Origin of the sequence: Pseudomonas sp. ChxA, from assembly GCF_030263855.1 — a bacterium.
Classification (GTDB): Bacteria; Pseudomonadota; Gammaproteobacteria; order Pseudomonadales; family Pseudomonadaceae; genus Aquipseudomonas; species Aquipseudomonas fluorescens_CB.
In genome coordinates this window covers 2,931,562-2,953,065 of the sequence record NZ_JARPMK010000001.1, presented here as the reverse complement: position 1 = coordinate 2,953,065, position 21,504 = coordinate 2,931,562, and the positions used below count along the sequence as shown (strand labels likewise).

14 protein-coding genes and 1 pseudogene are annotated in these 21,504 nt (G+C 59.7%); 13 read left to right on the top strand and 2 right to left on the bottom strand.

From position 1 onward, the window contains the following. Positions 1–84: 84 nt before the first annotated feature. The gene (locus P5706_RS13275; protein ID WP_285679498.1) at positions 85–2,667 is read right to left on the bottom strand and encodes a hypothetical protein; all 2,583 of its coding nucleotides are present in this window, start codon (positions 2,665–2,667) and stop codon (positions 85–87) included. Between the two features lie 572 nt (positions 2,668–3,239). Between P5706_RS13275 and P5706_RS37210 the strand changes: the two are divergent. After that, a pseudogene (locus tag P5706_RS37210) lies at positions 3,240–3,326 on the top strand (DUF6124 family protein); the annotation flags it as partial. Between the two features lie 65 nt (positions 3,327–3,391). Here P5706_RS37210 and P5706_RS13270 read toward each other — a convergent pair. Beyond that, complete coding sequence (locus tag P5706_RS13270) at positions 3,392–4,891, bottom strand: CoA-acylating methylmalonate-semialdehyde dehydrogenase (protein WP_200431780.1); 1,500 nt, start codon at positions 4,889–4,891, stop codon at positions 3,392–3,394. A 109-nt stretch (positions 4,892–5,000) separates the two neighbouring features. Here P5706_RS13270 and P5706_RS13265 point away from each other — a divergent pair, with 109 nt between their 5' ends. From P5706_RS13265 to P5706_RS13210, 12 genes are all read left to right on the top strand, one after another. Further along, a complete protein-coding gene (locus P5706_RS13265) occupies positions 5,001–5,939 on the top strand; it encodes a LysR family transcriptional regulator (RefSeq protein ID WP_285679497.1) in 939 nt (312 codons plus the stop codon). A gap of 258 nt (positions 5,940–6,197) precedes the next feature. Then, on the top strand, positions 6,198–7,505 hold the full coding sequence (locus P5706_RS13260; protein WP_200434883.1) for an IS4 family transposase: 1,308 nt from the start codon (positions 6,198–6,200) through the stop codon (positions 7,503–7,505). A gap of 1,244 nt (positions 7,506–8,749) precedes the next feature. After that, positions 8,750–10,615, top strand: a complete 1,866-nt coding sequence (locus tag P5706_RS13255; RefSeq protein WP_285679496.1) for a 3-dehydroquinate synthase — start codon at positions 8,750–8,752, stop codon at positions 10,613–10,615. Between the two features lie 5 nt (positions 10,616–10,620). After that, the gene (locus P5706_RS13250; protein WP_285682722.1) at positions 10,621–11,490 is read left to right on the top strand and encodes a UbiA family prenyltransferase; all 870 of its coding nucleotides are present in this window, start codon (positions 10,621–10,623) and stop codon (positions 11,488–11,490) included. Further along, positions 11,487–12,170, top strand: coding sequence for an EboA domain-containing protein (locus tag P5706_RS13245; RefSeq protein WP_200431785.1), 684 nt, complete (start codon positions 11,487–11,489; stop codon positions 12,168–12,170). Before P5706_RS13250 ends, P5706_RS13245 begins: the two co-directional genes overlap by 4 nt. Before the next feature lie 32 nt (positions 12,171–12,202). Then, positions 12,203–13,087, top strand: a complete 885-nt coding sequence (locus P5706_RS13240; RefSeq protein WP_017136539.1) for a TatD family hydrolase — start codon at positions 12,203–12,205, stop codon at positions 13,085–13,087. Further along, on the top strand, positions 13,084–14,304 hold the full coding sequence (eboE, locus tag P5706_RS13235) for a metabolite traffic protein EboE (protein WP_285679495.1): 1,221 nt from the start codon (positions 13,084–13,086) through the stop codon (positions 14,302–14,304). The genes P5706_RS13240 and eboE overlap by 4 nt, the downstream gene beginning before the upstream one ends. Continuing rightward, on the top strand, positions 14,294–15,730 hold the full coding sequence (locus P5706_RS13230; protein WP_285679494.1) for an alkaline phosphatase family protein: 1,437 nt from the start codon (positions 14,294–14,296) through the stop codon (positions 15,728–15,730). Before eboE ends, P5706_RS13230 begins: the two co-directional genes overlap by 11 nt. After that, a complete protein-coding gene (locus P5706_RS13225; RefSeq protein ID WP_285679493.1) occupies positions 15,709–16,848 on the top strand; it encodes a hypothetical protein in 1,140 nt (379 codons plus the stop codon). The genes P5706_RS13230 and P5706_RS13225 overlap by 22 nt, the downstream gene beginning before the upstream one ends. A gap of 10 nt (positions 16,849–16,858) precedes the next feature. Further along, the gene (locus P5706_RS13220) at positions 16,859–19,222 is read left to right on the top strand and encodes a hypothetical protein (RefSeq protein ID WP_285679492.1); all 2,364 of its coding nucleotides are present in this window, start codon (positions 16,859–16,861) and stop codon (positions 19,220–19,222) included. 59 nt (positions 19,223–19,281) lie between these two features. Further along, on the top strand, positions 19,282–20,205 hold the full coding sequence (locus P5706_RS13215; protein WP_200431790.1) for a hypothetical protein: 924 nt from the start codon (positions 19,282–19,284) through the stop codon (positions 20,203–20,205). Positions 20,206–20,216: 11 nt separating this feature from the next. Then, on the top strand, positions 20,217–21,503 hold the full coding sequence (locus tag P5706_RS13210; RefSeq protein WP_285679491.1) for a hypothetical protein: 1,287 nt from the start codon (positions 20,217–20,219) through the stop codon (positions 21,501–21,503). Position 21,504: the final 1 nt, after the last annotated feature.

Below are 21,504 nucleotides of genomic sequence, written 5' to 3'. Positions count from 1 at the left end.
TTTATGGATCGACGGCTTACTTGAGTGACGTGAGCACAGGCACCGACGCCGCCGCAGTGTGCGTGGCTACTGCGCTGTTAGCGTTCAAGCAATGCTGCTCCCGTCAAAAAGGCTATACGTATACTCGGGAACCTTCGAGGGCTTGGACAGGTAGACAAATAACTTATTGTCCGCCTCTTGGACAGCCAGGACTTGCATAGGCTCACCCGGTGCTACGGCGACATGGTCAGGCAAAAAGCTGGTGGATAAGTTCTTTTTGGGTAGCGACTCATCAAACACATACACAACCTGTTGAGTGGCGTTACCTCGTTCCTCCGCTTCCTCCGTGGCCCAGTTTTCCCATTCAGTGGCATTACGTACGGCCGCCGAAGCAGACTGTACACCTGGGTCTTTAAACACCTGGCCTACGCCACTCTTAATCTTTTCAGCGCCCTCTGGCGTGACGAAAGCGGAACGATAGGCTTTGCCTTCGAAACTATTTAACTCATTGAATTCTTCAAGGAACATATCCAGCTCAACGGTGCGTTCACCCGTTCGCAACGATTCATTGATCTCATTATTGTCCTTATCTATATATTCCCCCACTTCCCCATAATCTTCTGCGTTACTTTCGTTAATGAGCTTGGTCAATGTGTCTGCAAAGGTTTGGCGCTGTGCTTGCGTAACAGGCGCTTCCGCGTTGCTATGCTCAGTAATAACAGCGTCCAGTTCTTCACTTGCCTGGGCATATTCCAATGGAATGAACGCTGACTCGACGCCACCGCCCACAACGCCCCGGAGTTGCCAAACCCCCGCCTCATCGGGCCTCGCAATAATGCCACTGCTTACCCACTTCGATGGGTCAACCGGGTCTGGCTTACGCAGCAGGTAATGCATGCCATCCCCACCATCAGGCGTGTCAGCCACAAAGTACTTTTCGCCTCTGAACTCAATTTCGCGCATCTGCGCAGAGGTTACAGGTGTGTCAGTGGTGGGGGTTACTGTCGGCGGTGATTCAACCGCTGCTTCATTGGTAGCTTGCGAAGCGCTGGGGGTTCGCATCAGTTCCAGGTCGTATTCCGAAGAGTCCAGACTCCATGTGTAACTGTTAGCAGTGAACTCGACCGAAGGAGAGAAGGTTGAGACTTCGGATGCTTCTGCTGCCGCTCCTGCTCCCCCTGCCGCGGCTAATGCAATCTCATGCGCCAGTTGCAAGCTTGAAATCACCGCGGCGGCACTGCCGCCCAGGCGATCGGCTGAGGTCATGCCATAGACGGAGTTATGGATACCAAAGACGATATTGCCCGCGTTACCGACACCAGGCAGATACCTGAAGGTATTGCCCCAAAAGACTTCTGCATCCTTCCAATTTTGCTGCGAGGAGCCAAACACCTGAGTTTGATCGGCCCACACCGCGTTCTTAGCATTCACCGCCTGGTAGTGAGCGGCAATACCGGTATCCAGGTTGCCGTATTTCAACCGATAACCGCTGTCGCGCGACTCGGTGTAATTGAATGTCTCCCACACGGGCACAGCCTGATCTTTAACGAAGTTTCGATATCCAGGGTAGGTGGCGTAGTTACCCGCAATCAAATTATCCAGCACATCGCCCGCCTTGGGCCAATGCGCATTTTGGGTGCCTTGCCTGTCGCCGGCATTGAAACTGCGCAGCAAATGATTACGGTTTTTTTTAGCCCAGCCGGCAAAGTCCCGCTCGTTCCAAATTTCGCTGACCCCGCCATTCTTCAAATCGATCATCACGCCCTTATGGGGTCTGCTTTCCACATTGCCTTTAAACTCTAGGAACGGAACAAAGGCATACCCTGCCAATGGGTAGCCATAAATATTCGGCACAATGACCTGCCCGTTCCTGCGTAACGTGCGCTTGACGGCCATTTGCGCGGGTTCGCTTAACTGCTCGAAACCTACCTTGTCATCAGCCAGGCTTTGCAAGGTGCCCCGCACGGCATAGGCGTCAGCTTTACCTGAGCGTTGCGCCAATGCTCCCGTCGTGTCGCGCATGGGCTGGGATATCTCATGCTCCCAATGACGCTGAAGGTTGTTGCCCATCGACTCCAGATCCGCGACCTTGCTTCTGTCCTGGGGCTCAATATGCATAGATTGAACGTTGACCGTGCCGCCTCGCTCGACTTTATCGTGCGCAAGCGCACCGGCGGCAATTTCCCACGCAAAGTAGCTACGTATATTTTGATTGGTCACATGGGAGGCCCCGTTAAGCTCCCTTACTGACGAGGTGAACGTCACGTTGATTTTTTCGTGAGGGTCATAGCCTGCGGCCAGTAACCCGCCACTGAAGTAGCCCGCCGGTTCGAGGAATTGGCGAGCCTGCTGGAATTTGACGTTGCGTTCGCCAGCGCTGCCATTTTCTATGTTGTTGATCGCCGCAACGATACGCCCAGCATAGTCATCGATTCGCCGCATACGCTCAGGTTGCGTATAGGCCGCAGTGGGCGCAGTAACGTTGTTTGCACCATAAATCAGCGACTTGTAAAAAATAGCTTGTGACAGGGGAGCTGCGGCCAATTTAAGCGTAACGCCCGCGGTGCGACTAATGCCGCCTATAGCAGAATTACGCGTATTAACATTGCCAGAGTCCCGCGTATCGGCCTCTGGATGCAGGGCAGTCGTTATTGCAGCTTGTATTATTGGAAACATATGCAAAGTCATATCAAGATACTCTTTCAGGATATTTACCCTCCCCAAAAAACCTTGAGCACGAACGTGAGTTAATTATTTGTCACTTTCTGTTCAAATCATATGAAGTTGGGAGGCGGACCCAGGTGTGCTTTTGCCCCTTGGCATTATTTCCACACCGGCAATCAGATGAGTCGTACGGAAAATGAACGAGTTCCTTCAATAGAATTCGCGTTTGTTACCTGCTGTTTTGGCACCGCACAGCGCGGAAGTTGAGCAGGACAGGCTAGCGGTGCACTTGACCGTTGAACGCTTGGTGGGTGGCCTGTCGTCATGCTTTGTAAAGGGCCAGCAAGTCGCGTCCCTTTTAATTGCAGGACGTTTCCTAGACAATCCCTGCCGCCTTGTGCCTGTTGGAATCGATGGCTAGTCTGCGATCCGTCACTGCTCATCAGTGATCGGGTTTAGTCGCCCGGCTTCAGAACAGGCGCATCGTCCTCCGAAGTTTATGGTGGCTGTGCGCAGGGCGCCTTCGGGTGCGCCGGGTTTCGTGATGACCGGTCGACTAACCTGCGTAAAGCCGACACCCTCGTTTAGTCGCGAATCTAACAGTGTGGCATTTGCTCGAACTGGCGAGGACTACGGTGGATCGTTCTATCGAATGCCTGAAGCCCGTCAAGGCCATGGCTTAAATGCGGTAAAAAAAATGTGGGAGCTGGCAAGCCAGCTCCCACATGTGAACTGCGGTGTATTTAAGTTATTTCGACACCGGCATCGCAAACTCCGCGCCTTGCTCGATGCTCTCCGACCAGCGCTGCATGATCGACTTCTGCTTGGTGTAGAAGCGCACGCCTTCCGTACCGTAGGCATGCATGTCGCCGAACAGACTTTTCTTCCAGCCACCAAAGCCGTGCCAGGCCATCGGCACTGGGATCGGCACGTTGATGCCGACCATGCCCACTTCGATGCGCCGGGCGAATTCGCGGGCAATGTTGCCGTCGCGGGTAAAGCAGCTGACGCCGTTGCCGAACTCGTGATCGTTAACCAGTTTGATTGCCTCGGCAAAGTCATTCACGCGCACGCAGGCCAGCACCGGGCCGAAGATTTCTTCGCGGTAGATGCTCATGTCTTTCGTCACGTGATCGAACAAGGTCGCGCCGAGCCAGAAGCCGTTTTCCAAGCCTGCCTCGGTTGGCACGTAATCACGCCCGTCGAGCAGCAGTTGCGCGCCGGCTTGCACGCCTTGTTCGATGTAGCCGCTAATGCGCTCCAGCGCAGCACGCGACACGATCGGGCCCATTTCAGCCTTCAAATCGCGCCCGTCGGTGATACGCAGTTGCTTGGCGCGCTCGGTCAAGGACGCGATGACTTTGTCACCCACATCACCCACCAACACGGCGACGGAAATCGCCATGCAACGCTCGCCGGCACTGCCGTAGGCGGCGCCCATCAGTGCATCCACGGTTTTTTCGATATCGGCGTCGGGCATCACCACCATGTGGTTTTTCGCGCCGCCCAGGCCTTGTACGCGCTTGCCGTTGCGGGCGCCGGTTTCGTAAATGTATTGGGCAATCGGCGTGGAGCCGACGAAGCTCATGGCCTTGACGTCCGGGTGTTCGAGCAGTGCATCCACCGATTCCTTGTCGCCCTGCACCACGTTGAACACGCCTTTGGGCAAGCCGGCTTCACGCAACAGTTCGGCCATGAACAACGAGGCGCTCGGGTCGGTCGGGCTTGGCTTGAGGATAAAAGTGTTGCCCGCCGCAATGGCGATCGGGTACATCCACATCGGCACCATCACCGGGAAGTTGAACGGCGTGACACCCGCCACCACACCCAAAGGCTGGCGCATCGTCCAGTTGTCCATACCACGGGAAACCTGGTCGGAGTGCTCGCCCTTGAGCAGGTTAGGAATGCCGCAAGCGAATTCCAGAATATCGATGCCACGGTCGACTTCGCCCTGGGCATCGGTAAAGACTTTGCCGTGCTCGGCGACGATGATGCGCGCCAGGTCGTCCTTGCGTTCACGCAGCAGGTGCAGGTATTCAAACAGCACACGGGCGCGGCGGATTGGCGGTGTGTCGGCCCAACCGGCGAAAGCGGCCTGGGCAGCGGCGACGGCTTCACCGACGGTCTGGCGGCTGGCCAAGGCGACGCGGCCGGTGATTGCGCCGGTGGCTGGGTTGTACACGTCCTGATAGCGATCATCGCGGCTTACGCGCTGGTCGTTGATGTAGTGCTCGATCGTGGTGGTCATGGCAGGTGATCCCAGGTGGGTAGCGTTGAGGCACACGATAGGCTTTCAGTTTGTTCCAAACCAGAGCAGAATCCTGAACTTATTGTCCTTATAAGCGAACAATAGCGTCATGGAAAAATCCGAGATCGAAGGGCTGTGGACCCACATTCACTGGTTGTCGGTGCTCGAAGAGCAAGGCACCTACACCGCCGCCGCAGCGCGCCTGGGGGTTAGCAAGTCGGCGGTCAGCCAGCGCATCTCCGACCTGGAAAAAGCCACCGGTACCCGCTTGGTTACCCGCACCACGCGCAGTGTGCGGCTCACCGATGCGGGGTTGTCGTTGACCCGCGAAGTGCGCAGCGCCTACGAGCATATTGCCCGCAGTGTCTCGTCGGTGCGCGACTCGGCCGGAGAGATTCGCGGGCTGGTGCGCCTCACCGCGCCGGTGGCGTTTGCGCGGCAGCAATTGGTGCCGCATCTGTCGCAATTCCTGCAGCAATACCCGCAGGTGCGCATTCAGCTGGACGTGTCGGATGCCCTGAGTTCACTGGCAGCCGAAGGTTACGACCTGGCGGTGCGCCACAGTTTCCAGGTGCCAGAGACCCATGTGGCGTGGAAGTTGTGTGACACCGGCTCGGTGCTGGTCGCCACCCAGGACTACCTGCAACGCCACGGCGAACCGCGCGAACCCGTAGACCTCAGTGCGCACAATTGCCTCTACTACCCACGCGGCGCCGACCAGCCGGCCTGGACGTTCGAGCGCGGCGGCAAAAAAGTCGAACGCGTCACCGTGCCCATCGCCGGCAGCTTTTCCACCAACAACAGCGAAGCCCTGCGCGATTCGGCGCTCAACCACTTGGGCATCGCCCTGCTCCCGGATTTCAGCGCCCAGGCGGCGCTGGCCAGCGGCAAGTTGGTGCAGGTGCTCAAGGGCTGGACGCTCAAGGGTGCGTTTGCCGATGAGATCTACTTGATCCGTCCATATTCACCGCATGTGCCGAAGTCGGTGAGTGTGTTGGTGGGGTATCTGAAGGAGAAACTGTCGGGTGGGTTTCGGTTTGTGGGATGAGGCAGGGCCAGCGAGGTGCGCCCCTTAGAGGCAATGGCTTGAACGCGGTCAAAAAAATGTGGGAGCTGGCGTGCCTGCGATAGCGGTTTGTCGGTGTACATATCCGTTGCTTCGGTAACGGCTACCTATGGTTCCGCTCTTACAGCCATGCCTTTCAAGGTCTTGGTTTAAAATATCCTCAAATACTTTAGTCAGGATGACGAAACGATGTGGGAAAAGGTTCTAGAGCGGTTTGAAAAACAAGCGCCGGCCAGTGTCATGACGAAGCTGGTACTGGAGCAGGCGGTAGCTGCTGAGTGGGTCGACAAGGTGTTCGATGAATACCGCCAACGTCAGTATTCACGTGAGCTTTTGTTTTCAACCGTTGTTGAGCTGATGTCCCTGGTTTCATTGGGCTTGCGGCCATCCTTACATGCAGCAGCTCGCAAAATGGAGGGGCTTTCAGTCAGCCTCGCCGCAGTCTATGACAAGATCAAACGAACCGAACCCGAGTTGCTTCGAGCCCTGATTTCAGGCAGCGCAGAGCGTTTAGAGCCCACAATAAAAACGCTCGGCCACTCATCGACTCTGCCCGGTTGGCAATTGCGCATTGTCGATGGCAATCACCTGCCAGCCACGCAAAAGCGTCTTGGCCCTTTGCGCACTGAGCGAGGTGCGGCTCGTCCGGGGTTTTCTGTGGTGGTCTACGACCCTGATTTGGACTTGGTCGTTGATCTTCAACCGTGGGAAGACGCCTACGCCAGCGAGCGAGTCAGTGTTCTGCCGCTGCTGACCCGTGCAAGCAAGGGCCAGCTGTGGATGGCTGATCGCCTCTATTGCACCTTGCCCGTCCTGCAAGCCTGCGAAGACACCGGGGCTTCGTTCATCGTTCGTCAACACAGCAAGCATCCACGCCTTATGCAAGAAGGTGATTGGCAGGAGTCAGGAACCGTCGACAGCGGAGCCGTTCGCGAACAAATCATCGAGGTAAAAGGTGGTCGCCGCTGGCGGCGTGTTGAGTTGAGCCTGCAAACGGCGAATGACTCAGGTGATTTGGTAATGTGGTTTTGGAGCAACCTGCCAGACACTGTCAGTGCTTGCCAAATAGCTGATTTATATCGTCGTCGCTGGAATATTGAAGGGATGTTCCAACGCCTTGAGTCGGCGCTGGAAAGTGAAATTAAAAGCCTTGGCAGTCCCAAAGCAGCTCTACTGGGCTTTGCCTCGGCGGTGCTGGCTTACAACGTTTTGTCGGTTCTCAAGCGTAGCGTTGAGCAGGCGCACCGAGAAACGCAGCCAGAGGGTTGGGAAGTTTCGATTTTCCATTTGGCGGTGCATGTTCGCAGTGATTATCAGGGAATGCAGATCGCATTGCCTGCGGAAAATTTCCCTCTTGAAAAAACCTCGCAGGGGCTGGCAGAACGGCTGTTGGCCCTGGCGAGGTTGATCAACCCCAAGGCCGTCGCGAAAAGCCCTCGCGGTCCCAAAGTCGCCAAACCCAAGGAGTGGCTGGAAGGTAAGGCCGCGCAGAAACATTTCTCAACAGCTCGGGTACTTAAGGCTGCCAAGTCGAATAAACAAACTTGAACATGGTTTTAAACGGATTTTAAACACGGACCTTGAAAGGGATGGCTCTTACAGCGGGTCACTTTTGGCAAACGCCCGGAATGCCGGCCCAGCCAAAAGTAACCAAAAGGTCTGTGCCCCACCACTCGGTGCCTCGCCTAGGCTCGGCATGCCCGCACTCCGGCTTGAATCCGTGGGCCGCCGCGATGGGCCATCCTTGGCCCAGCGCGGCTAACCCGGCATCCCTGCCGGGTTACCCACGGATTCAAGCCTGCGTTCGGCCATCGTGGTTAACGGGGCGTCTCAGATCACAAGCAGATCAAGATCAAGATCAAGATCTACAGCACGGCGGCCTGAAAGCCGACCTGAGTGGTTGAAGCAAAAGCCAGGTCAAGTGCAAAGCAAAAGCCTCTCTACTTGATGCCACACGGTCTAAATGTGGGAGCTGGCTTGCCTGCGATGCAGGCACCTCGGTACATCAGGCACACCGAGTTGATGCCATCGCAGGCAAGCCAGCTCCCACCTTTGACCGAGTATGGCTTTGCTGTTGCTCTGGCCCTTACATCCTTTTCGATGACGAAGTCAGCGGTCTTTTGATCTGCGCTTTTGATCTTGATCTGAAATCGCCCCGTCAACCATGTGTCCGGTCCGTACATGTCTTTACAAAAGTGACCCGCTGTAAGAGCGGAACCCTACTCAGCCGTAACCGCAGCAACGGATATGCACCCCGACCGCCCAGCCCCACCAAGGCCGCCTCAACGTTAACGTTGTGTAGATACCCATGCTGCGATGGCGGTGTATCAGTCAGAAAATCGGGTGCAGGTATACCGCTATCGCAGGCAAGCCAGCTCCCACAATTGACTGTCGCCACTCCTACTAAACGGAACAGTTCTCGACAACGACGCGCGCATAAACTTGTTATAGCCAGCCGCAATAATTCACCAAACAAACCCCGCGATTTTGTAATCAACTTGTTACTTGCAACGGTCATCAACAACAGCTTCTTGACGCTGCCATAAAAGCCATACAACTAATTGTAAATATTGAATAATCACCGCTAAACCTTGTCCGCTAAAACGCCCATTTCAAACTCCCGCCCGCACAAACTTGCAAAACAACCACAACCGACTACGTTCATGAATACCGTGAAAGCCATCAGCCATTACGCACATAACCTGCCAGCCAGGTGAGGGATTTTATTGCTCTAAAAACAGCGCAAGCACAGACACGGAACTTAAGTCTCAACACTCAAAAGGGATGCTTTGATGAAGCGCAGCCGATGGTATCGTGCATGCTCGAAAAAGGCGCCAGCCGAACATTTCTGGCTGTCATTGGTGTGCTTTTCTGCGCTGGTGATTGCCAGCTTTCTGTTGTTTGAACAACAGATCCAAGACTTCCTGATTCACCTCAACCTGTACCAACCGTCCTCGCCTGCCCAGGCGTTCAACCTGGCACTGTTGCTGGTCGCCCTGCTCGCGCTGGACGTGGTGCTGCCGGTGCCGTCAAGCATGGTTGCGTTGCTGGCGGTGGCCATGCTCGGCAGCATTGGCGGTTACCTGGTGATTTTTATCGGGCTGTGCCTGGGCGCCGGGCTGGGGTATGCGCTGGGCGCTGGCTACTTTCGGCTGCTGTCGGGGCGCCTTGGCTTGCATCAACGCTCGCCCGGGCAGTTGGCGTACCGGTTGGGCACGCTGTCGTTGATTTGCCTGCGCGGTGTGCCGGTGCTGGCGGAAACCTCGGTGGTGGCCGCCGGGATGCAGCATTATCCGCTGCGGGCCTTTTTGCTGATCACCACCTTGGCCAATGCCGGCCTGGCGCTGGCTTACACGGCCATTGGCACGTTCCTGATCGAACAGAACTCATTGCTGGTCACGGTGCTGGCCAGCATGGTGTTACCGCTGGGGTTTGTGGCGATTTACAGCCTGCTCAAACGCAAGCCAAGTGGGGATCAGCCTCTGCGTGGGCGGTTCACGGTCGCTTATGACTACCCGGTGATCTTCACCGACCACCTGTTCGACCCGCTCAACCCGTGCCTGCACCAGCAACTCAGCGCAGCGCACAACGGCCTGGTGACCGTGATGGTGTTCGCCGATGAGCAACTGCTGCACAGCGCCCCGGCGTTGCGCGAACAGATCGACGCCTACTTCGCGGCCCATGCCGATCTGCAGTTGCTCACCACGCCCATCGCGGTACCGGCCGGTGAACTGAGCAAGACCTCAGAGGTGTTGCAGCAGCTCTACAGCGACATGCTGCAACACGGCCTGGACCGGCATTGCTATGTGCTGGCCCTGGGCGGCGGCGCGGTACTGGATGCGGTGGGTTACGCCTGCGCGACCTTTCACCGGGGCATCCGGCTGATCCGTATTCCCAGCACCGTGCTGGCTCAGAACGATGCCGGTATCGGCGTCAAAAACGGCATTAATGCCTTCGGCCAGAAGAACCTGCTCGGCGCATTCTACCCCGCCAACGCAGTGATCAATGACTTCCAGCTGCTCACCAGCCTCACCCGCCGCGACCAGATCGCCGGGCTGGCCGAGGCGGTGAAAGTGGCGCTGATCAAGGACGCCGCGTTCTTCGAGTGGATGGAAGCCAACGCCAGCGCCCTCGCCCACTTCGACCACGCGGCCAGCCGCTATGCGATTCGCCGTTGCGCCGAGCTGCACCTGGGGCATATCACCGGCGCCGGTGACCCGTTCGAGCGCGGCAACGGCCGCCCGCTGGATTACGGGCACTGGGCCGCGCACAAGCTGGAAAACCTCAGCCACCACCGGCTGCGCCATGGCGAAGCAGTAGCCGTGGGCATGGCGCTGGATGGGCTTTACGCGAACGCACTGGGCCTGTTGAGCGATACCGAAACTGAGCGGGTGATGAGCCTGCTGGACACGCTGGGCTTCAACTTGTGCCCGCCGGAATTGATTGCGACCGATGCCCAGGGCCGCTCGCCGTTGTTGCTCGGCCTGGAGGAATTTCGTCAGCACTTGGGCGGGCAATTGTCGATCCCCATGCTCACCCGCATTGGCCAGTCGGTGGACCTGCATGCAATCGACAGCGCGAAGATGCTCGCGGCGCTGCAACGGCTGGCGGCCCACAGCAATCCGGCACTGGCTGCTACCGAGGGCTACGCGCAATGAGCCCGATGAAAACCTGGATGACCCTCGGCCGCGTGTCCAACCTGCCCACGGTGTGGACCAACACCCTGGCCGCCGCCCTGCTCGCCAGCAGTGCCGGCGCCCTGGCGCCGCCCTCCTCGCTGGTGTGGGTGCTGCTGTTGATCACCTTGTCGCTGCTGTACCTGGCCGGGATGTTCTTGAATGACTTGCTCGACGCCGACTGGGACGCGCAAAACCACAACCCGCGCCCCATCACCCTGGGACTTGCCAGCCGCCAGCAAGTCGGCCTGGCCACAGCCTTGCTGCTGGTGCTCGCGGCAGCGGCGGTGCTGGGCCTGAGCCGCTTGATCGACACGCCGCATTGGCTGCTCGGCGGCGTAGTGCTGCTGGTGGGCTGCATCTTTGGCTACAACCTGCTGCATAAAAAATACGCCCACAGCGTGTGGCTGATGGGCGCCTGCCGCTCGGCGCTGTACCTCACGGCCGCCGCCAGCCTGGCGGTGCCGTCGGAGCCGATCTGGCTGTGCGCAATTCTGCTTGGCGTGTACATCAGCGGCCTGACTTACCTGGCCCGCCAGGAGCACCGCAACCAACTGATCAGCCGCCTGCCACTGCTGTTGATGCTCAGCCCGCTGGCGCTGGCGATCTACTCCAACAACCTGTGGTTCTGGCCGGTAATGCTGCTGTGGCTTGGCTGGTTGGGCTGGCATTACTGGAAACACCTGGCCAACCCGCAACAGCGCCAGGTGCGTGCGTTTATCGGTGCAGGTTTAGCCGCGCTGCCGTTGTTCGATGCACTGGTGCTGGCGGTGGCCAACCAGCCGTTGGGCAGCCTGTTGTGTGTGCTGGTGTTTTTCCTGCTTCCCCACTTTCAGCGTTGGATCAAGCCGACATGAACATGCGCCCGGATAACCTCGCCGACTTTCGCTTGAGCCTCACGCAACAGTTGGACGCCACGCAACTGCAGTGGTGGTTGCAGGCGCATGCACAGCTTGAAGAACAACCGCATGCCGCCACCGCAGCGCTGCTGAGCGGCCAGTGCAAACGCCAGTTGCCCGCCGCTGTTGTCGCACCAGCACGGGCGCTGGTGGTGGCCAAGGCTTTGGAACACACCCCGGCAGAGCAACACCTGCCGCTGCTGCGCCAACTGTTCCTGTGGGGCGACGATCAGGAAAAAATCGCCCTGCTCAGCGCCCTCGACTGGCTCGACAGCGACGGGTTGTGCCTGGAACTGGCATTGCAGGCCGGGCGCACCAGCAACCCTCAGGTATTTGCTGCCCTGGCCCTCGACACCGCCTACCCGTCACGTCATTACCCGGAACGCGCCTTTCACCAACTGGTGCTCAAGGCGCTCGGCATGGGCCTCGACATCGGGCGTCTGACCGGCTTGGCGCAACACCACAGCGTGACCCTCAACCAGCTCGCCCTCGACCTGCTCGACGAACAGCTCGCGGCCTCGCGCACCGTGTCCCCTGGTTTGCCCAAAGCAATCGCCTTTGACCTGCTCAGCCCGGCGCAACTGCAGCGCCTGCGCGGCCTGCACCTGCCGCCTGAATGGCACACCTACCTGAACTGATGCACATCGCCTTCCCTTGACGAGGATTCACCATGCTCAAGTACTTCGATCCGCATATCCATATGGTCAGCCGCACCACCGACGACTACCAGAACATGGCCGCCGCCGGCATCACCGGGGTGATCGAACCGGCGTTCTGGCAAGGCCAGGCACGCACCAGCCTGGGCAGTTTCGTCGACTATTTCGACACGCTGCTGGGCTGGGAACGCTTTCGCGCGAGCATGTTCGGCATCCACCACTTCTGCACCATCGGCCTGAACCCCAAGGAGGCCAATGACCTGTCGATTGCCAATGAAGTGCTGGAGATTCTGCCGCGTTATCTGGTCAAGGATGGTGTGGTGGCGGTGGGTGAAATCGGCTACGACGACATCACTCCCGAAGAAGACCGCTTTCTCGCCGCGCAACTGGAGCTGGCCAAGCAATTCAACCTGCCGGTGCTGGTACACACGCCGCATCGCGACAAGATCGGCGGCACCAAACGCACCCTTGCCGTCATCCGCGAAGTGGGGATTGCCGAACACCTGGTGATCATCGACCACCTCAACGAACTGACCTTGCCGCTGGTGCTCGACAGCGACTGCTGGCGCGGCCATTCGATCTACCCCAATACCAAGATGTCGGAGCAGCGCATGGTCGCGTTGTTGCAGGAATACGGCACCGAAAAAATGGTCGTCAACAGTGCGGCGGACTGGGGCATCAGTGACCCGCTCAAGGTGCCCAAGACCGGCCAGGCGATGCTCGCGGCCGGGTTCAGTGAAGCCCAGGTGGAACAGGTACTGTTCCATAACCCGGTGGACTTTTTTGCCCAGAGCGGCCAGCTCGACAAGGCACTGGTGAGCACGCCGCTGCCCATCGACCAGCGCAAGCAATGGCAGGAAAACTCGGCCCTGCGTGGCCAGGACCCGGTGGTCAAATGAGCGCCGCCAACGGCTGGACGGCCAGCCAGATCGGCTATTGCAGCAATGTACACCCGGCCCGTGACCTGGCCGCGCTGCGCGCCTCCATCACCGAGCATTTCCAGGGCGTGCGCAGCTTGCGCGGGCTGGCCCAACAAGACAGCGGCCTGTGGATCTGCGCCCAGGCGGCGGCACAATTACAGCACGCCTCGGCACGCACGCAGTTTGTGCAGTTACTTAAGCAAAGCGGCGTGCGCTTGACCTCGCTGAACGGTTTTCCCTACGGCGATTTCCACCAGGGCGCGGTGAAGGCCGAGGTGTATTTGCCCAGTTGGGCCGACCCGCAGCGGCTGGCTTACAGCCTGGACCTGGCGCGCATTCTTGCCCACGCCCTGCCCGACGATTGCCCCCAAGGGGTGATTTCCACGGTGCCGCTGGGCTATGCCGCGACCTGGAGCAAAGCGCGGCAACTGCGCGCCGATGAACACCTGACCCAACTCACGGAGGCGCTTGCCGCACTGCACCGCAAAACCGGCAAGAAAATTGTGTTCTGCCTGGAGATGGAGCCCGACTGTGTGCTGGAAAACACCGAGCAGACCATCGCCTTCTTCCAGCGCCGGCAGGCCATGGACCCGAACCATGCCTACCTGGCGCTGTGTTTTGATGTGTGCCACCAAGCGGTGATGTTCGAGGATTGTTATCAATCCCTGGACCGGCTGCGTAACACCGGCGTGCCGGTGGGCAAGATCCAGCTGTCCAACGCGATGATCTGCCACTTGCCGCCCGACGATGCCGCTCGGCGCGAAGCCGTGCTCAACACCCTCGCAAGCTTTGCCGAAGCCACCTACCTGCACCAGGTCAAGGCACTCGATGCACAGGGCGGCCGTGTGGCCTGGCCCGACCTGCCGGCGGCCCTGCAGGCGTGCGCCGGGTTCAACGAGCTGCGCATTCACTTCCATATCCCGCTGTTCAGCGAACACCTGTTGTTGCCCGAACTGCGCGGCAGCCAAGTAGCCCTGGCCCAGACCTTCGACTACCTGGCCGCCCACACCGATTTCCGCCCGGTGCTGGAGGTAGAAACCTACAGCTGGGGCGTGCTGCCCGCGCAACTGCGGCCCACCACGCAACAGGCGCAGCTGGAAGGTATCGCCGCCGAGCTGCGTTGGGTCGAGGGCCAATTGCGCCAGCGCAACCTGCTGCAATCCCTGATGCAGGAGGCGTACGCCGATGCCCTCTGAACAACCGCTGCTGCTGATCAATGTGGTCGGGCTGACGCCGTCGCTGCTGGGTGAGGCGACGCCGCAGATCAACGCGCTGCTCAAGACCGCCAAGATGGCCAGCCTGCAACCGGTGTTCCCCGCTGTGACGTCCACGGTGCAGGCCTCGATCCTCACCGGCGCGCCGCCGTCCCAGCATGGGATTGTCGGCAATGGCTGGTACTTTCGCGACCAGGCCGAGGTGCGTTTCTGGCTGCAACCCAACGCGCTGATCCAGGGCGAAAAGGTCTGGCACACCCTCAAGCGTGAAATGCCGGGCTTTCGCTGCAGCCAGTTGTTCTGGTGGTACAACATGTACGCCGATGTGGACGCCTCCATCACGCCGCGCCCACATTACCCGGCCGACGGGCGCAAGCAATTTGGCCTGTATTCGTCGCCGCCCGGTTTGCATGAGCAGATCGAGGCACAGATTGGCGAGTTCCCCTTCCATGGTTTTTGGGGGCCGGCGGCGGGCATCGCGTCGAGCCGCTGGATTGTCGAGTGCGCCATGGCTGAGTTCCAGATCACTCGGCCGCACCTGCAATTGATCTACCTGCCTCACCTCGATTACAGCTTGCAACGCGTGGGGCCTGAGCACCCATCGATTGCTGATGAAGTGCGCGCCATCGACCACGAAGTCGGGCGTTTGCTGGCCTTCGCCGAGGCCCAGGGCGCGGCGGTGATGCTGTTGTCTGAGTACGGCATCGAAGCCGTCACGCAGTCGGTGTCGATCAACCGCGTGTTGCGCGCCGAAGGCTTGTTGCAGGTGCGCCAATCCTTGAGCTGGGAACTGCTCGACCCCGGCGCCAGCGCGGCGTTTGCGGTGGCGGACCATCAGGTCGCGCATGTCTACGTAAAGCACACGCAGGACATCCCGCGCGTTAAAGCCTTGTTGCAGTGCCAGCCCGGCATCGAGCAGGTGCTGGACAAGGCCGAGCAACGCGCCTGGCAGCTCGACCACCCACGCAGCGGCGAGCTGGTGGCCGTGGCCGCTGCCGGGTTCTGGTTCGATTACTACTACTGGCTGGATGAGCGCAAAGCGCCGGATTTTGCGCGCACCGTGGACATTCACCGCAAGCCCGGCTACGACCCGATCGAGCTGTTTATCGACCCGGCGATTCGCTTGCCCAAGCTTAAAGTGGCGCGCCGTCTGCTGCAAAAAAAGCTCGGTTTTCGCTACTACATGGACCTGATCCCACTGGACACGGGGTTAGTCCGTGGCAGCCATGGTCGCCTGCCCGGCAGCGCGCAGACCGGCCCACTGCTGATCACCAATTGCGACCTGGCGTTGCCGCAGCAACTGGCGGCGACGGCAGTCAAGCAACTGCTCCTGGAGCACTTCCTGGGGCGCCCTCACCTCGAACTGGCGAATGCCAAGGAGCTTTCATGCGGCGAGCCTTATCTATAACGGTCCTGAGTGCCCTGGCCGGATTGGCCCAGGCACAGGACACCAACCCCTTCGACTGCAGCAACTTTTTGCAGTTTGGAGGCAATCTCGACGCCACCCGAGCCGCCTTCACCCAAGGCCCCGACACCCTGGCCTGGAACTGGTTTGCCTGCCTGAACCAACCTGCCGGCCCACAAAGCCTTGACCGGGTCTGGGAAACCCTGAAACCGTCAGACCAGGTCTACCTGCCTAACGGCGCCCCACCGCTGCCCTATGGCCAAAGCGTGCCGCCACCCGCCGCCGTGCTGACCCAGGCCCAGGCAATGGGCATGAACCCCAACCGCATCTTGCATAACCTCAACGCCACGCAACAGGTAGACGGACTGATCCTGCAAATGGGCGGCCAGGTGCCGGCGGCCGAAAAAGGCCAGGCGGTGCGCTTCCAACTGCTGATGGGCCAAGACACCTTCAACTACATCGTGCAGCAGAAGGTCTACAACGTGAATGGCCAGGCCGCACTCACCAGCGACCTGAACTTCCCCTCCACCGCCTGGGAGCTGAAAGCCGCGTGGCTATGGATCGGTAACGACACGGCCTACCAGCAACAATTGGCCAGCCAGGGTTACTACATTGCCCAGGCCTACTACCAGCAGGGCAAGCAGTATCAGGTTGGCTATGCGGCGCTGAGCGGCTTGCATGTGATCAACAAGCTGAACCCTAACTGGGTGTGGACCACCTTCGAAAACCGTAACAACAGCCAGTACACGGTGACCAACGCCGCACCCGCTGCGCCCATGACCAACAGCACCGGGCCAACAGCCGCGGCGCAGCCGGTGAACGCCACCTTCCAGGCGCAATACCCGGCGTTGGCGCAGTACGAACTGATCGGCGTGCAATCCAACACCACGCCAACGTTACTGGCCAACTCCCAGCTGGAATCGGCGTTCCAGAGTGAGTCTTCGTGCTTTGCCTGCCATGGCACCGCGGCCTATTCGCCCAAGCAGGGCTACTTCAATTTTGCCTTGAACAAAGACGGCGGCATCGTCTACCCCACCGCGCCGCTGCCCGCCTCCGACTTTGTCGGCTACCACAAACTGGACTTTGTCTGGTCGCTCAAACGCGCCCAGTGGCAACGCTAAGGAGCCTCACATGAGCGTCTTGAATTTCCCGCGTATCTACCTGGGCGGCCATATGTTCTGGAACCCGCCAACCGCCAACAACAACGACATGTACCCGCTGTACGATGCGGTAAAAATGCAGATGAACTGGCCATTCTTGAAGGCCTTCGACATCACCCCGCTGAACGCCGCCAGCACCTTGTTGCCCTGGACCATCGCCCCGCTGCCGCCCACCAGCGTGCCCGACTACGTGATGCAGGTGCCGGGTAATGCCGGGCAGTTGACCACGCCGATGATCCCCGGCGAGTGGAACCTGTTTGGCGACAATGCCTGCGGCACCGTGAGCTACAACCAGACCCAGTCGGTGATCACCGGCGGTGAGCTGCCAGGCGGTGGTTATGTGAGCCAGGACCCGCTGATCAACCAGAGTTTCCAACTGCTCGGCAACCCCTTCGGCGGCGCCCCCAGCTCGCCTGCGCGGTTTGTCGACGTGAGCCCGTGGCAGAACACTTTTACCGCGCTGTACTTCGACAAGCTGGTGCTGGGCAATGCCGCGTGCGGCCTGACGCTCAATCGCCAGTTCCGCATGCTCGACCGTTTCCTCAACTTCAACTGGGCCAACCTCGGCGGCCTGGCCTACGTGACCACCACCTGGCAAACCTGTTTCCCCAAAGAGAACCTGGAATGGGTGATCGGTAATTCGGCCTTGCTGCAAAACCTGCAAACCCAGATGGCGCAGCAAAATGCCAAGGGCTTGATGTTCCGTTTTTCGACCTACCTGACGTGCTACGACAAGAACGGCATCCTCAACAACTACCCGCCGATCGACACCCACTCTTCCAGCGCCGCAGCCCAGGCCCAGGTGCAGGCCATGTACCAACAGGGGCTGGATAACGTCGGCGATATCTTCTTCAACCCGGCCTATAGCCGCACGGTCGGCACCCTGGGCTTGTGGCTGGAAGATGAGTTCCCCACCGCTCCCGCAGGCCGGCGCCTGGTGCCGGCCGGTGCAGTGCCCATCTACAAGACCTCACCGGGCACGGCCACCCAGGCGCAGCTCGGGGTGATCTCGGCGCAGGCCCACGACAACACCCTGTCGCTGGACCTGGGCAATGCCTTCCCGTTCTACCCGATCGACAAGACGGCCGACATCCCGGTCGCGGCCAAATTCCAGGCCGGCAATTACCAGATCGGCATCCGCCAGGGCACGCAATTCAGCCCGCTGGCCAGTTTTGGCTATGACGATTATCAGCAGGCGGCCTTCGACAAGCGCTCGGGCATTCTCGACCTGCCGCTGGGCGTGGACGCCCAGGCACTCCTGCAAACCGGCACCCTGGAACTGCAACAGCCCGGCACCACGCCCGTGATCGCCGCGACCCAGCAGATGTGGACTGCCGAAGTCGTCGAAAGCGCGAGTTTTATCGACGTGGGCGATACCAGAACCCTGCAGGTGATGGTGCAATACGACGGCCTGCCCGCGCCCGCCGGCACCACCTTGTGGGTGGCCGAATACGGCAATGCCTACATGCTGTGTACCACCGACTACTACCTGGCCTTCAGCAACGCGGCCAACTTCACGCTGTTCAACAGCGACCCGGCCAACCCGGCGAATAACAGCGCCAATTGGCCGCAATTCCAAGGCGCAACCACGCTGCGCAGCCACGTGACCGAGGGCACCGGCCGCCAATTGATGGGCACGCGGCTGGCGGTGTCGGCCGATCAAATGACGCCGGTGACCTATCAGGAGTTTTTACCGACACCGGCCGCAGTGGCTTTGAGCCCAACGCTCACGTTCGCCAACCCCATCGCCATGCAAGGCACCTTGCAAGACCCGCTCAACAGCACGGTGCAATACAGCCTGGCGAAGATCCAGACCGACGCCAACGGCATCGCCAACCTGACCGTTACCGCCCAGGCGCCGGGGTTTCCGACCTTGCGTTTCTTTGTGCAGGAAGGTCAGCAAACCCCGACGATCCCGTTCAGCTTCCCGCTGCCCACGGCCTTCACTGACTTTCTCGCGCCGCTGCGGGTGCTGCCGCTGGAGCCGCAGTTGCAGCAGAACTTCGTCAACGCCTGGAACCTGATTTATCAGCGCGAAAACGCCGGCCAGTTGATCTGGGAGACCTTCATCTACCCCTTCATCCTGCAGCCGTTCTATTACCTGTACCCGATCATGAGCAAGTTCATGCCGCTCAATTCCCTGCCGCGCATTGAAGGTGCGGTGGACCAACTGATTGTGCTGATCAGCAAGCCCTATCAGGAAGAAAGCACCCTGGCGATGCCCATCACGCGGGACATGCCGCAAAGCCGTCGAGCCGTGCTGGAGCTGTGGGCGAACGCTTTGGTGAAACGCAACTACCCGCCCGTGCAACTGAGCATGAGCGACTACCACTGAGCCACACACAGGAGCGCCGGGTGGCCTGACGGCTGCCCGGCACTACACAGGAGTGCCCTATGAACACCCGCCTTTTGAGCCGACTGTTGCTGCTGCTTGTGCTGCTCAGCCCCGCCGCGTTTGCCGCCGACGACAGCGGCGCCGTGTACTTCACCAATGGTGTACACAACAGCGAAGGGTGCAATCAGCAGAACGGCAATTGCATCGCCAAGCGTTTACCGGGCGAGCCGTCCGATCCGTTTTTCCCGGCGCAATGGATCAGCGACTGGACGATGTACCGGGTCATGAACAACTACGCGAAAAACCCGCCGCCCTATAGCAATCCACCCTCGACCCTCACCCCTGCCGACTACACGGTCTCGCGCGGGACGAGCTACTACGACACCACGTATATCCCGCCGGATGGCGACGGCTTCGGCGCGATGATGGAACACTACGAGAAGTACTGCCTGCCGATCTTCCCGATCAAGAACAACAATTACACTTGCTCGTTCGTGTCCCTGGGCAACAAGGCGTACTTTTTGACTTACCCGCAGGACCGCCCGAAAGACATGCCGGCCTGCTGCATGTTTTCGCCGATGAACCACCCGCCGCGTCAGGACTTTATCGAGCATCTGCCCTACAGCGCCGAGCGCAGCAAAAACCTCAACGCCAGCGTGCAGGCCTATGCCCTGGACCTGCAATCACCGGCGGGGCCGATCCTGTTTGGTTATGCCTTCAACAAGCGCCAGACCGGCGCACCGCCCTACCGCTCGCCACAGTCGTTCTTCTTTTCCGGGGACACCAGCGTCGCCAATGCGCCGATCGTGAGCCAGAACTACACCAACTTCCGTATCGCCAAACCCGACCCCAGGCAGACCTGGGACCAAGTGGCCGCCATGTGCCCGTCGAACCCGCCGCCGTGCCAGTTGTTCGAGCCGCCGGCATCCCAGAGCAACGGCCATAAGGCGCAGTGGAACCAACTGATGCAGCGCAAGCCTTGAGGAAGATCATCATGAAAACCCTACTGAGTGTGATGCTGCTGGGGCTGGTCAGCGTGCCGGCCCTGGCGCGCGAAGAACCGCAAGCATCGACGCTGGCCACACAGCTCAACTGCCAGCCGCCCACCAGCGCCCCCGCCGCGAATGCGCCGCAGGACCAGTTCGATCAATACAGCTGGCAGATGTTTGTCGCCCTGAACTGGCCGGCCCAGGACGGGCAGCGCGGCACGCCCAACTGCAACAAACAGCCGGGGGATTCGGGCTACACCGTGTGGCAAACCTACAAGACGGTCAGTGAGATCTTCCTGCCAGGCGCCGCCAACCCTGGGCCATGGAACAGCCCGCTGACGGCCCGCAGCCTGGGTATTATCAATATTGCCGCGCTGAAGAACAGTTCGCTGGTCAACTCCATCGACCAGGCGGTCGGTGGCTGGCTGATCGACCAGGCGGGCAACCCGACCTACTACGATATCTCGGCCAACCAGGCGTCCTATAACTACATTGTCGGCAACAGCTTCTACAACGCGAATGTGGTATCCAAAGCCAATAACATCAGCTTCCCCAACGGCGTGATCGAGATCAAATCGAGTTGGCGCATCCTCACCCCGAGGGACAACGCCAGCCATTACCTGACGCAAATTGCGCGCGTGGCCACGTTCAATAATCAGGGCCAACGCACCGGCGTGACCGAGGCGTATCTGGGGCTGGTGGGCTTGCATATCATCACCAAGGTCAATGGCTACCCGCAGTGGATCTGGTCGACCTTCGAGCAGATCGAAAACGTACCGCCCAAGGCCAAGGTCAATGGCCAGTGGGTCGATCAGCCGGTCTCCGGTACGGCGTATTCCTACTACAACCCGTTGGCCCCGGCCACCACGCTCAACCAGTCGCCGTGCAACTGGCAGACACAGGGCACGCAACTGGTCTGTGTGCCCAAGCCCGGCACCACGATCAAGACGCCGAACCCGCTTAACCGCGTCACGCCAATTGCCGACGCCACAGGCTGGGTGAATGCCAACTACCAGGCCAACCCCGGCTTGCAACGCAGCGTCTTGAAGTACTACCAGCTCATCACCACCCAGCGCCCGCTGATGCCCAACAACCCGAGCAACCCGTTGGGCCAGCCGACACCGGCGCTGTCGGCCAACGTGACCATGGAGAGCTATATCCAGCCCAACAGCAGCTGCATGAACTGCCATTCCATGGCGACGCCGGTGAAGAGCCCGTTCAAGTCTGATTTCTCTTACCTGTTCAAATTCGCCAACCCGCCTGTCACCCCACACGCCACGGACAAGGAATAGA

What these genes read in the sequence shown, in the direction of transcription:
- P5706_RS13275 (WP_285679498.1), bottom strand. Translation starts at nt 2,667, where the DNA reads ATGACTTTGCATATGTTTCCAATAATACAAGCTGCAATAACGACTGCC.
- P5706_RS13270 (WP_200431780.1), bottom strand. Translation starts at nt 4,891, where the DNA reads ATGACCACCACGATCGAGCACTACATCAACGACCAGCGCGTAAGCCGC.
- P5706_RS13265 (WP_285679497.1), top strand. Translation starts at nt 5,001, where the DNA reads ATGGAAAAATCCGAGATCGAAGGGCTGTGGACCCACATTCACTGGTTG.
- P5706_RS13260 (WP_200434883.1), top strand. Translation starts at nt 6,198, where the DNA reads ATGACGAAGCTGGTACTGGAGCAGGCGGTAGCTGCTGAGTGGGTCGAC.
- P5706_RS13255 (WP_285679496.1), top strand. Translation starts at nt 8,750, where the DNA reads ATGAAGCGCAGCCGATGGTATCGTGCATGCTCGAAAAAGGCGCCAGCC.
- P5706_RS13250 (WP_285682722.1), top strand. Translation starts at nt 10,621, where the DNA reads ATGAAAACCTGGATGACCCTCGGCCGCGTGTCCAACCTGCCCACGGTG.
- P5706_RS13245 (WP_200431785.1), top strand. Translation starts at nt 11,487, where the DNA reads ATGAACATGCGCCCGGATAACCTCGCCGACTTTCGCTTGAGCCTCACG.
- P5706_RS13240 (WP_017136539.1), top strand. Translation starts at nt 12,203, where the DNA reads ATGCTCAAGTACTTCGATCCGCATATCCATATGGTCAGCCGCACCACC.
- eboE (WP_285679495.1), top strand. Translation starts at nt 13,084, where the DNA reads ATGAGCGCCGCCAACGGCTGGACGGCCAGCCAGATCGGCTATTGCAGC.
- P5706_RS13230 (WP_285679494.1), top strand. Translation starts at nt 14,294, where the DNA reads ATGCCCTCTGAACAACCGCTGCTGCTGATCAATGTGGTCGGGCTGACG.
- P5706_RS13225 (WP_285679493.1), top strand. Translation starts at nt 15,709, where the DNA reads ATGCGGCGAGCCTTATCTATAACGGTCCTGAGTGCCCTGGCCGGATTG.
- P5706_RS13220 (WP_285679492.1), top strand. Translation starts at nt 16,859, where the DNA reads ATGAGCGTCTTGAATTTCCCGCGTATCTACCTGGGCGGCCATATGTTC.
- P5706_RS13215 (WP_200431790.1), top strand. Translation starts at nt 19,282, where the DNA reads ATGAACACCCGCCTTTTGAGCCGACTGTTGCTGCTGCTTGTGCTGCTC.
- P5706_RS13210 (WP_285679491.1), top strand. Translation starts at nt 20,217, where the DNA reads ATGAAAACCCTACTGAGTGTGATGCTGCTGGGGCTGGTCAGCGTGCCG.